At 70.6% G+C, this 11,497-nt stretch carries 12 protein-coding genes; 4 read left to right on the top strand and 8 right to left on the bottom strand.

Features of this window, described 5'->3' with window-relative positions; genetic code table 11:
- Window positions 1–158 precede the first annotated feature (158 nt).
- On the top strand, window positions 159–1,085 hold the full coding sequence (locus VOI19_RS00495; RefSeq protein ID WP_323790987.1) for a tetratricopeptide repeat protein: 927 nt from the start codon (window positions 159–161) through the stop codon (window positions 1,083–1,085).
- A gap of 6 nt (window positions 1,086–1,091) precedes the next feature.
- On the opposite strand, the gene VOI19_RS00490 is transcribed toward VOI19_RS00495, so the two are convergent.
- Window positions 1,092–1,610: a hypothetical protein gene (locus VOI19_RS00490; protein ID WP_323790986.1), complete on the bottom strand. Its 519-nt coding sequence runs from the start codon at window positions 1,608–1,610 to the stop codon at window positions 1,092–1,094.
- A gap of 81 nt (window positions 1,611–1,691) precedes the next feature.
- On the opposite strand from VOI19_RS00490, the gene VOI19_RS00485 reads away from it, so the two are divergent.
- Window positions 1,692–2,624 (top strand): alpha/beta hydrolase, encoded by a 933-nt coding sequence (locus VOI19_RS00485; RefSeq protein WP_323790984.1) that lies wholly within the window; start codon window positions 1,692–1,694, stop codon window positions 2,622–2,624.
- Window positions 2,625–2,718: 94 nt separating this feature from the next.
- Window positions 2,719–3,231 carry a DUF3145 domain-containing protein gene (locus VOI19_RS00480; protein ID WP_416366297.1) on the top strand — a complete coding sequence of 171 codons (513 nt, stop codon included), beginning with the start codon at window positions 2,719–2,721 and terminating at the stop codon, window positions 3,229–3,231.
- A 25-nt stretch (window positions 3,232–3,256) separates the two neighbouring features.
- Here VOI19_RS00480 and VOI19_RS00475 read toward each other — a convergent pair whose 3' ends face one another.
- From VOI19_RS00475 to VOI19_RS00445, 7 genes are all read right to left on the bottom strand, one after another.
- On the bottom strand, window positions 3,257–3,673 hold the full coding sequence (locus VOI19_RS00475; RefSeq protein ID WP_323790982.1) for a hypothetical protein: 417 nt from the start codon (window positions 3,671–3,673) through the stop codon (window positions 3,257–3,259).
- Window positions 3,674–3,763: 90 nt separating this feature from the next.
- Window positions 3,764–5,191, bottom strand: coding sequence for an acyl-CoA carboxylase subunit beta (locus tag VOI19_RS00470; RefSeq protein ID WP_323790981.1), 1,428 nt, complete (start codon window positions 5,189–5,191; stop codon window positions 3,764–3,766).
- Between the two features lie 10 nt (window positions 5,192–5,201).
- Window positions 5,202–6,452, bottom strand: a complete 1,251-nt coding sequence (locus VOI19_RS00465; RefSeq protein ID WP_323790980.1) for a beta-ketoacyl-[acyl-carrier-protein] synthase II — start codon at window positions 6,450–6,452, stop codon at window positions 5,202–5,204.
- A gap of 11 nt (window positions 6,453–6,463) precedes the next feature.
- A complete protein-coding gene (locus VOI19_RS00460) occupies window positions 6,464–6,709 on the bottom strand; it encodes an acyl carrier protein (RefSeq protein WP_323790979.1) in 246 nt (81 codons plus the stop codon).
- 43 nt (window positions 6,710–6,752) lie between these two features.
- Entirely contained in the window at window positions 6,753–7,763 is a 1,011-nt protein-coding gene (locus VOI19_RS00455; protein WP_323790978.1) for a beta-ketoacyl-ACP synthase III, read from the bottom strand.
- Complete coding sequence (locus VOI19_RS00450; protein ID WP_323790977.1) at window positions 7,760–8,944, bottom strand: acyltransferase domain-containing protein; 1,185 nt, start codon at window positions 8,942–8,944, stop codon at window positions 7,760–7,762. The genes VOI19_RS00455 and VOI19_RS00450 overlap by 4 nt, the downstream gene beginning before the upstream one ends.
- 79 nt (window positions 8,945–9,023) lie before the next feature.
- Window positions 9,024–10,244 (bottom strand): helix-turn-helix domain-containing protein, encoded by a 1,221-nt coding sequence (locus VOI19_RS00445; RefSeq protein WP_323790976.1) that lies wholly within the window; start codon window positions 10,242–10,244, stop codon window positions 9,024–9,026.
- 209 nt (window positions 10,245–10,453) lie between these two features.
- Between VOI19_RS00445 and VOI19_RS00440 the strand changes: the two genes are divergently transcribed.
- Window positions 10,454–11,416, top strand: a complete 963-nt coding sequence (locus VOI19_RS00440) for an alpha/beta fold hydrolase (RefSeq protein WP_323790975.1) — start codon at window positions 10,454–10,456, stop codon at window positions 11,414–11,416.
- The last annotated feature ends 81 nt before the right edge of the window (window positions 11,417–11,497 follow it).

The raw sequence follows: 11,497 nt of genomic DNA, 5'->3' as shown, positions 1-11,497 counted from the left end.
CCGGAAGTTAAGCCTGTCAGCGCCGATGGTACTGCAACCGCGAGGTTGTGGGAGAGTAGGACGCCGCCGGACAACACTTGGTAGAGGCCACCCTCCGGGGTGGCCTCTACTCATTTCGGGGTACGTTTGATGCAGTCCCAAGAGCAAAGGTGAAGAGCGTGGCGGAGGAACGACGAGGAGCGCGAGGCGCTTCCAACGGTGGACGTCCCCAGGGGCGCGGCGGAAAGCCGGCGGCCAGGGGTGACGGCAGGAACGCGGACAGCCGCGGATCCGGAGGCCGGTCGTCCGACAACCGCGGTGGTGGTGGCCGCTCGTCTGACGGTCGCGGCTCCGGCGGTCGTCGTACGGACTGGAAGCGGCCCGAGGACAAGCGCGACATCCCGCGTACCGTCGACCAGGCGGTCTACGACGGACCGCCGCTGCCCGAGGACATCACCGGTGCTGAGCTCGACCGCGCCATATCTGCTCAGCTGAAGGGTCTTCCCGAAAAGCTGGCGGCGCGCGTCGCGCGGCACCTCGCTGCTGCCGGCGCCCTGCTGGACGACGAGCCCGAGGTGGCCTACCAGCACACCCTCGCCGCTCGTGCCCGTGCGCCGCGACTCGCCGTCGTACGCGAGGCGACCGGTGAGGCTGCCTACGCCGCCGGTCACTACGCCGAGGCGCTCGCCGAGCTGCGTGCGGCCAAGCGGATGAACGGTGCCACCGCCTACCTGCCGATCATGGCCGACTGCCACCGCGCGATGGGTCGTCCCGAGGACGCCCTCAAGCTGGCCAAGAGCCCGTCGGTGGTCAACTTCGCACCCGAGGCGAAGGCCGAGATGACCCTCGTCGAGGCCGGGGCCCGGCGTGACCTCGGTCAGCTTGACGCCGCGCTGCGCACCCTCGAGCTCGCCCCGCTCAACAACAAGTCGCGCCAGCCGTGGGTCGTGCGTCTGCGCTACGCCTACGCCGACGCCCTGGTTGCTGCGGGTCGGGAGGAAGACGCTCTGGCGTGGTTCCACCGCACCCACGCCATCGACTCGCTCGAGCTGACCGATGCGGCAGCCCGCGCTGAGGACCTCGAGCGTCGGACCAACCCGACCTGATCGAGCTCAGCGAGCCAGCACGCGGACGACGGCGCCCGCGCCGGTGGGAAGCGTGCCCCACTGAAAGCTTTCCCGGAAACCGAGACGCACCGGGTCGATGACGGCCACGGCCGGCTGGTCGCTGGTGAGCTGGAGGACGATCGAGTCGTCGACGCCGAAGGGTTCGCCCTCGGGGTTGACGAGGTCGGTGCAGAAGGCAGCGGGGTCGGTGGTCGCCTCGACCTGGCCACCGCGGCACAGCAACGGCGTCACGCTGACGTCGGTGTTGCTGGTGGCGTGCACCTTCACGCCCGAGAGGTGCAGCGTGCGTCCCTCGACACCGCGGGCGACTCCGACGTACACCGGTTCGTCGACCGGGGTGCTGGCGCTGACGACGCGATCGTCGGTGGGCAGCGCGTCGGGGTGGTTGGCGTGCCAGATGATGAGCCCCAGGGTGCCGACGACGAAGATGCCGGCGAGCGCTGCACGTGACCAACGGGTGCGGCGCACGGTCAGCCCTGTGTCGCGGGTCTCGGCAGTCGGCATGGGTGCAGCCTAGATCGAGGTGCGTCGTCCTGCGGGCGAGACGCTCGGATGCGTGCCGAGGGGCGTGTCAGACTCCGGCTCATGATGGAAGTAGAACGTCCCGCGCTCGAGGGCTCGGTCGCCGTACGTGATGGCCGCCGGCTGAGCTTTGCCGAGTACGGCTCGCGTCGCGGTGAGGCGCTCGTGTGGATGCACGGCACCCCCGGTGCTCGTCGTCAGATTCCGCTCGAGGCGCGCCAGTACGCGCTCGACCACGGGTTGCGGCTGGTGGGGATCGATCGACCCGGGATCGGTTCGTCGACCCCTCACCTGTATCCCGACCTGTTCGACTGGACCAAGGACCTCGAGCTGATGCTGGACGCCCTCGCCGTCGACGACGTTCGGATGATCGGTCTGTCCGGTGGTGGCCCCTACGCCCTGGCCGCCGGCGCCGGGCTTCGCGACCGCGTGCGGTCGGTGGGTGTGCTGGGCGGTGTGGCGCCGACGCGCGGCGTGGACGCCGCTCCTGGGGGAGTCATCCAGCTGGCGGTCAAGCTCTCGCCGGCGCTGGTAGCTGCCAGGGTGCCGCTCGGTGTCGGGCTCACCGGGGCGATCCGGCTGGTCAAGCCGCTCGCGGGTCGTGGCCTGGACCTCTACGCGGCCGTCCAGCCGGCAGGGGACAAGGCTCTGCTGGGTCGCCCGGAGTTCAAGGCGATGTTCCTCGACGACCTGCTGCACGGCTCGCGCTTCCAGACCTCGGCTCCGCTGAACGACCTGGTGCTCTTCACCCGGGAGTGGGGTTTCGCCCCGTCCGACGTCGAGGTGCCGGTGGTGTGGTGGCACGGCGACGAGGACCACATCGTGCCGTTTGCCCACGGTCAGCACATGGTCGAGCGGCTGCCGTCGGCCGAGCTGCGGGTCATCGACGGGGAGAGCCACCTCGGGGGCCTCGGAATCGCTGAAGAAGTCATCGCGACGCTGATGGACCTGAGCGTCGACGGGGCTGGCGCAACGGCGCCCCATGCGTCACAATGAGAACCTAACTACACACCTGTCACTAGATCACTTGATCTCACTGTTGAGCCCGCTGGGGAAGGCGTAGCTCGCGCCGGAGATGAAGGAGACCGATGTGACGACCAGCAACCGAAGCACGACCAGGGGAGTCCTGTACGTGCACTCGGCGACGTCTGCCCTCTGCCCTCACATCGAGTGGGCCGTGGGCGGAGTTCTCGGCGCGCCCGTGAACGCTGTCTGGACCCCCCAGCCGGCACAGTCCGGCAGCTACCGCGCCGAGCTCTCCTGGACCGGCGAGGCCGGTTCTGCCGCCTCGATCGCCTCGGCGCTCCGTGGCTGGAGCCACCTGCGCTTCGAGGTCACCGAAGAGCCGACCACCGTCACCGAGGGCGCGCGCTACTCGTTCACCCCCGATCTCGGCGTCTTCCACGCCGTCATCGGCCTGCACGGCGACATCATGATCCCCGAGGACCGGCTCAAGGCCGCGGTCGTGAAGTCGGCGATGGGCGAGGTCACCCTCGTGCACGAGATCGACAAGCTCCTCGGCAAGCCGTGGGACGACGAGCTCGAGACCTTCCGCTACGCCGGGGACGGCGCGCCCGTGCGCTGGCTCCACCAGGTCGTCTGAGGATCGCCCGAACGGCGACCGCCCGTCAGCGGGCTGTGAAGCGGAAGCGCGTCGGCTTGACCCAGCCCTTGCGTATCGTCTCGCCCTCGGCGGTCGTGACCTTCATCTTGATCTTGTGCTTGCCGACCTCGGTCGAGGGGCGGCACACGGTGAACTTCTCGCGGCCCTTGGCCGGGTGGGCGTTGGAGTCGAAGACGGCGTGCGCCAGGCCGGTGCCGTCGGGGCTGATGAAGAAGATCTCCACCTGCCACTCCTCGGTCGGGACCCTGACCTTGTAGCGGTAGGAGTAGTCGTGGCAACCGCGCTTGAGCACGTGGTCCTTCGACACGGCCTTGCCCCACGGCTTGAAGTCACGGGCCTCGGCGGACCCGGTGGGTCCGACGACGAGCAGGCTCGTGATCATCGCGGCAGTTCCGAGACGGGCGATGGACGTGCGAAGCATGGCTCAACCTCCAGTTGTGACGTTCGTCAAACGTATCAACGCACCTCACACCGAGTGGTTACGGTCACAGCTGGTGACGCCCGCGGTTGATCAAAGCGGGATGTTGCCGTGCCGGCCGCGCAGCACGCCGTCGCGCTGGACGGCGTCGTGGATCGCTGCCGCGATGGCCGAGCGCGTGCGCTGAGGCTCCACGATCTCGTCGACGACGCCGATCTCGACGGCCTTCTCGACGCCACCGGCGATCCGCTCGTGCTCGGCGGCCAGCTCGGCCTCGACCTGGGGCCGGATGTCGGGGGAGACCTCGGCCAGCCGGCGGCGGTGAAGGACGCGGATGGCTGCCACAGCACCCATCACCGCGACCTCGGCGCCGGGCCAGGCGAAGACTCGCGTGGCGCCCAGCGAGCGGGCGTTCATCGCGATGTAGGCGCCGCCGTAGGTCTTGCGGGTCACCAGGGTCACGCGGGGCACGACGCACTCGCCGAAGGCGTGCAGCAGCTTGGCGCCACGGCGTACGACGCCGTCCCACTCCTGTCCGACGCCGGGCAGGTAGCCGGGGACGTCGACGAGCACGATGAGGGGCACGCCGAAGGCGTCGCACATGCGCACGAAGCGGGCAGCCTTCTCCGCCGAGGAGGAGTCGAGGCAGCCGCCGAGGCGCAGCGGGTTGTTGGCCACGACACCGACGGTGCGGCCGCCGAGGCGGCCCAGGGCGGTGACGATGTTGGGAGCCCAGCGAGCGTGCAGCTCCTGGGTGGTGCCCTGGTCGAGGATCTCCTCGACCAGCGGGTGCACGTCGTAGGCGCGCTTCTTCGACTCCGGCAGGACGGCGGAGACGTCGCGGTCCTCGACCGAGGCCGGGTCCAGGCTTCCCTGGGAGCCCAGCAGGTGGGTGATCGCACGTGCCCGGTCAAGTGCCTCGCGCTCGGACTCGCTGACGACGTGGACGACGCCGGAGCGACGTCCATGCGGCTCAGGTCCGCCGAGACGCAGCATGTCGACGCTCTCGCCGGTGACCGAGCGGACGACGTCCGGGCCGGTGACGAAGATGCGTCCCTCCGGGCCGAGGATGACGACGTCGGTGAGCGCCGGACCGTAGGCGGCGCCGCCGGCGGCGGGGCCGAGCACGACCGAGATCTGCGGGATCGCACCGGAGGCCTGGGTCATGATCTGGAAGATCCGACCCACGGCGTGCAGGGACAGCACGCCCTCGGCGAGACGCGCGCCGCCGGAGTGCCACAGCCCGATGATCGGCACCCGGTCGGTCAGCGCACGGTGGTAGGCGTCGACGACGACCTGGCAACCCTGGTCGCCCATCGCGCCACCCATGACCGTGGCGTCGGAGCAGAAGGCCACCACGCGCGTGCCGTTGACGGCACCGATGGCGGCGATCATGCCCGAGTCGTCGTCGGGGGTGATGAGCTCGAGGGTGCCTTCGTCGACGAGGGCTGCGAGCCGGGTGACCGGGTTGCGGGGGTCCTCGGCGCGAGGGAGCTTGGCGGCGACGGTGCGGGTGGTCATCTCAGTCGCCTCACGCGCTCGCAAAGATGACGGCGACGTTGGCGCCACCGAAACCGAAGGAGTTGTTGAGCGCCGCGATGTCGCCGGCAGGCAGGTCTCGCGGAGAGGTGGCGATGTCGAGGTGCACGGCAGGGTCCTGGTGGTCGAGGTTGATGGTCGGAGGCGCCTTGCGGTGGTGAAGGGCCAGGACCGTGGCCACGGCCTCGAGGGCCCCGGCGCCACCGAGGAGGTGGCCGGTCATCGACTTCGTGCTGGTCACGACCACCGAGTCGACGTGCGACCCGAGGGTGGAATGGAGCATCAGGCCCTCGGCGATGTCACCCTGCGGGGTCGACGTCGCGTGGGCGTTGACGTGCACGATGTCGCTCGGCGAGATGTCGGACTCCAGCAGTGCGCGCTTGATCGCACGCGACCCACCGCGGCCCGCCGGGTCCGGCTGCGCGATGTCGTGGGAGTCGGCGGTGATGCCTGCTCCGAGGACCTCGGCGTAGATGCGCGCGCCCCGTGCTCGGGCGTGAGCCTCGGACTCGAGCACCAGCACGCCGGCGCCCTCACCGAGGACGAAGCCGTCGCGACCGGTGTCCCACGGGCGGCTCACGGTCGTGGGGTCGCCGGCGTTCTTCGACAGCGCCATCATGTTGGAGAAGGCAGCCATCGGCAGCGGGTGGATGGCGGCCTCGGTGCCACCGGCGACGACGACGTCGGCTCGGCCGAGTCGGATCTGGTCGACGGCCAGCGAGATCGCCTCGTTGCCCGAGGCGCACGCCGACACCGGGGTGTTGACGGCCGCTCGCGCGCCGACGTACAGGCTGATGTTGGCCGCCGGTCCGTTGGGCATGAGCATCGGGACCGCGAGGGGGGAGACCCGGCGCGGGCCCTTCTCCTTGAGCGTGTCGTAGTTGCTCAGCAGCGTGTTGACGCCTCCGATGCCGGAGGCCATCGCGACGCCGACCCGGTCGCCGTCGAGATCGCCGGCGGCCTGGGCGACGTCGAGGCCGCTGTCGGCCCACGCCTCCATGGCGGCGACCATCGCGAGCTGGGAGCTGCGGTCGAGGCGGCGTGCCTTGACCCGCTCCAGGATGTCGGTGGGGTCGACCAGAGCCGGCGCGGCGATCTTGACCGCCAGCTCCTCGGCCCAGGGCTCGGTGAGGTGCCGTACGCCCGATCGTCCGGCGACCAGCGCCTCCCAGGTGCTCGGCGCGTCACCGCCCACCGGGCTGGTGGTCCCGAGACCGGTGACGACGACCCTGGTGCGGGTCACGTCGGCGGCGCTCAAGAGCCGGCGCGCTCGATGTAGGCCACGGCGTCGCCGACGGTCTTGAGGTTCTTGACCTCGTCGTCGGGGATCGTGACGCCGAACTTCTCCTCGGCGGCGACGACCACCTCGACCATCGACAGCGAGTCGACGTCGAGGTCGTCGACGAACGACTTGTCGAGCTGGACGTCGTCCTGCTCGACGCCGGCGACCTCGTTGACGATGTCGGCGAGGTCGGAGCGGATCTCTTCGGTGGTGGCCATGGGGTGGTCCTTTCGATGGGTGGAGCTGGGTGGGTGGTGCTGGTCAGGGAAGGACGACGACCTGGGCTGCGTAAGCCAGGCCGGCGCCGAAGGCGATGAGAAGTGCGAGGTCGCCCGACTGGGCGTCGCCGTCGGCGACCATCCGGTGGAGGGCGTGGGGGACCGAGGCAGCCGAGGTGTTGCCCTGCTCGGCGACGTCCCTGGCGATCTTGACGGTGGCGGGCAGCTTCATGGAGCGCGCCATCGCGTCGGTGATCCGCATGTTGGCCTGGTGGGGCACGAAGCAGTCGAGGTCGTCGACACTCACCCCGGCGCGCTCGACGGCCTCGAGGCCGACCTTCGCCATGGCGAAGGAGGCCCAGCGGAAGACGGCGCTGCCCTGCATCGTGAGGTGGGGCATGACAGGGGCGTCGGACGCCATCACGTCGCGCCAGTCCTCGCGCTGTCGGATGTAGTCGAAGTGCTCGCCGTCGGAGCCCCACACGACCGGGCCGATGCCCGAGGTCTCGTTCGGTCCGATGAGCACGGCGCCGGCGCCGTCGGCGAAGATGAACGCGGTGCCGCGGTCGTCGAGGTCGAGGATGTCGCTGAGCCGCTCGACCCCCACGACGAGGGCGTAGGTCGCGCTGCCGCCACGGATCATGTCGGAAGCCAGGGTCACCCCGTGGCAGAAACCGGCACAGGCAGCGGAGATGTCGAAGGCGACCGGTTGGCTGCACCCGAGCTCGCTGGCGATGGCGGGAGCGATGGCCGGGGTCTGCATCAGGTGGCTGACGGTGGCGACGATGACGGCATCGACCTGGGAGGCCTCGATGCCGGCCCGGTCGAGCGCCTCGCGGCAGGCCGCCACGCTCATCATCTGGATGGTCTCGTCGGGGGTGGCGAAGCGTCGCTGCTTGATGCCCGAACGCTGCTGGATCCACTCGTCGGAGGAGTCGATGGCCTCGACGAGCTCGTGGTTGCTGACCACGCGGGAGGGCCGGTAGGCGCCGATCCCGAGGATCGTCGCCGGCGTGCCGCCGAGAGGCGTCGCGAGCTGAGGGCGAGTAGTCATTCGGCTCCCATCGGGTGCAGGCGCAGCAGAGGCTGTCCGGGGGCGACGGGGTCGCCGTCCTCGACGAGCCACTCCATCACCTGACCGCCGTGCGTCGCGCTGACGTTGATCCGGTCGCGCAGGCTGCTGACCTCGCCGATCCGGACGCCGGCGGCGAGCTCGTCGGAGGAGGCGGCCTCCTCGTCGACGTGGAAGGTGCCCTTGACGGGGGAGACCACCATGCGCCAGGTCGGGGTGACGTCGATGAGGGAGCCCTCGCCGTGCTTGGCCACGAAGGCGCGGGCATCGTCGAGCTGGTCCGGGGTCTTGAGAGCGAAGGTCTCGACGCCCTTGAGGGCCCGCTTGGCGATCCCGGTGAGGGTGCCGGCCGGAGGCATCTCGAGGATGCCCGTGACACCGAGGTCCTCCATGGTGTCCAGGCACAGGTCCCAGCGCACCGGGTGCGAGATCTGACCGACGATGCGCCGCAGCACCTCGCGGCCGTCGTGGATCACCTGCCCGTCGCGGTTGGAGATGAACGGGATGCGCGGGTCGTGGGTCGAGACCGACATCGCCAGCTTGGCGACGTGTCCCACTGCGGGAGCCATGTGCTCGGTGTGGAACGCCCCCGCGACCGGGAGCGGGATGAGCCGCGCCTTGGTCGGGGGATCGGCGGCCAGTGCCGCGAGCTGCTCGAGCGTGCCCGCAGCGACCACCTGGCCGGGGCCGTTGTCGTTGGCGGCCACCAGTCCGTGCCGGGTGAGGGTGGCCAGGACGTCGTCCCGCTCGCCGCCCAGCACCGCCGTCATGCCGGTGGGGGTTGCGGCGGCGGCGTCAGCCATGGCGTTGCCGCGCTCGCGGACCAGGACCATGGCCTGCTCGGCGGTGATGGACCGCGAGCCGACGGCTGCCGCCAGCTCGCCGACGCTGTGGCCGGCGACGGCGCCCACGTGGCTGAAGCCGTCGGTGGGGTGCGGGAACAGCTCGAGGGTGGCCACCAGGCAGGTGGCGAGCAGCAGCGGCTGGGCGATCCGGGTGTCGCGGATCGTCTCGGCGTCGGAGACGGTGCCGTGGTGGGCGAGGTCGAGGCCGGCCACCGTGGAGAGCCAGTGCAGCCGCGAGGCGAAGACGTCGTCCTCCAGCCAGGGCGCGAGGAAGCCGGGAGACTGGGCTCCCTGACCGGGAGCGACGATGACGAGCACAACCACCACTGTGCCGTTCGGCGAGGCGTCGTACCCGTCTGACGAGCACGAAAGTTCGACCTCGAACTTTGTAGGGTTCCTACAAATTTGCCGGGCCGTCGGGCACGCGGCCCGACTGACGGCCGAGGATCAGCGCGATCTGGAGCGTGAGGGCGTCGCGGGGCTCGTTCGGGGCCAGTCCGGTCAGGTCGCCGATCTGGCGCAGGCGGTAGCGCACGGTGTTGGGGTGGACGAAGAGCTCGCGTGCCGCACCCTCGATCGACGAGCCCGCGTCGAAGTAGGCCGTGACGGAGTCGGCGAGCGCGCTGCGAGCTGCGACGAGCGGCAGGTAGACCTCGTCGACGAGGTGGCGTCGGGCGTGTCCGTCACCCGAGAGCGCGCGCTCGGCGAGCAGCTCGGAGCTGAGCACCGGGCGCGGCGCCCCCGGCCAGCCGGCGGCGGCGCGATGGGCGGCAAGAGCGGAGCGCGCCGAGACGTGGGCCGACCCGAGGTCGTCGATGAGCGGCCCGACGACCACGGCGCCGGCCCCGAAGAGGTCGGCCACGACCGCGCCGGCGCGCCTGGCATCGGTGACGGCGCCGAGCAGCACGACCAGGCGCTCACCCTGGGTCCCGCACAGGGCGTCCATGCCGGCGCCGCGAGCCTGCCGTCTTACGGCGTCGAAGAGGTCGGTGTCGGTCCGCCGCTCCGGGAGGGTGCCCAGCACGACTGCTACGTCGCCGCGCGCACCCCAGCCGAGGGCGCTGGCGCGCGAGAGCATGGTCTCGTCGGTCTCGGCTCGCACGACCGAGTCGACGACGAGGGCCTCCAGACGTGCGTCCCAGGCGCCCCGGACCTCGGCGGCCCGCGCATAGACCTCGGCGGTGGCGAACGCGATCTCGCGTGCGTAGAGAAGCACCGCTGCCCGGACGTCGGCGAGGTCGTCGGGGTCGACGACCCCGTCGACCTCCCGCTCGACGACCTCGATCGAGAGACGTACGAGGTCGACGGTCTGCTGGAGGGTGATGGCGCCGGCCAGCTCGCGGGGGGCGACGCCGAAGACGGACCCGGCCGTGCCCTCGCCGCCGTGAAGATCGGTGGGCTGCTCGTCGCGGTACCAGTCGACGAAGCCACGGACACCGGCCTGGACGATCTGGCCGACCCAGGACCGTTCCTCGGCACTCAGGTCGCCGAACCACGACAGGTCGTGCTCCATGTGCGACATCGCAGCCGTGCTGAGTCGGCCGGTCGAGCGGACCAGCGCAGCCGCTGCGCGGGCCCGCGGGGCAGTGCCGGGGTCGGGAGGGATGCGAGCGGCCACCTGGCGAGGCTACTGCGGAACTACTGCGGGGCTACTACGTGGCCACTGCGGGGAGGCGTCGAGGTGCTGAACACCTCCGATCGGGTGATTCGGCATGGCCCGTTCGTGTTCAGGCTGTGGCATGTGGGGCGATCTTCGGCGGTACCCCTGTCGGTACCGGTCCCAGGTCTGGTTGAATCCTGAACGTCACCATGGGAAAGGCTCCGTAGATGAACCACGACCCGCACGAGGTCCAGTACGTCACGATCCACGGCCACCGACGCGCCTACGTCAAGGCCGGTTCGGGCCCGGCCCTGCTGCTCCTTCACGGCCTCGGGTGCGACCACACCACCTGGGAGCCGGTCATCGACACCCTGGCGCGGCGCTACACGGTGATCGCCCCCGACATGCTCGGTCACGGTCTGTCCGACAAGCCGCGCGCCGACTACAGCGTGGGCGGCTACGCCAACGGGATGCGCGACCTGCTCACCGTGCTGGGCATCGACAAGGTGACCGTCCTGGGCCACAGCTTCGGCGGGGGAGTGGCGATGCAGTTCGCCTACCAGTTCCCCGAGCGCACCGAGCGGATGATGCTCGTCGCGTCAGGCGGCCTCGGACCCGAGGTGACGCCCGCCATCCGCGCCATCACCACGCCCGGCTTCCACCAGGCGATGGGCCTGGCCACGCTCCCCGGCGTGCGCCACGTCGGCATGGCCGGACTCCGGGTGCTGGCGTCGTCCGGCCTCAAGGCCACCCACGACCTCGACGAGGTCGCCGACATCTACGACTCCTTCAAGGACCCCGAGACGCGTGCGGCGATCCGTCACGTCGTGAAGGCCGTCGTCGACTGGCGCGGCCAGATCGTGACGATGGCCGACCGGGCCTACCTCACCGAGGCCATGCCGATGGCCGTCGTGTGGGGCCGCAACGACCGGGTCATCCCGGTCAGGCACGCCAGCAACGCCGCAGCCCTGGCGCCGAAGGCACGGGTCGAGGTCATCCCCAACGCCGGGCACTTCCCGCACAAGGACCACCCCGAGCGCTTCGCCAAGATCGTCCACGACTGGGTGCAGAGCACCGAGCCCGCGATCCACACGCGCGCCAAGTGGCGCGCGCTGCTCAAGGGCGGCCGCGTCGGTCCCGTCGGCCCGATGGGCGTCGTCCCCGTCGCGCGCACCGCCACCACGGCGTAGTCCCCGGTCTCCGCGAGTCGGCGCCAGTTGGCGCCGACTCACCGGAAAACTGCGCCGAGTCGGCGCCAGTAGGCGCCGACT

The sequence above is a fragment of the Nocardioides sp. genome (assembly GCF_034670285.1).
In the GTDB taxonomy this organism is placed as follows: domain Bacteria; phylum Actinomycetota; class Actinomycetes; order Propionibacteriales; family Nocardioidaceae; genus Nocardioides.
The sequence above is the reverse complement of the archived record's forward strand: the minus strand, read 5'-3'. Positions and strand labels throughout refer to the sequence as shown.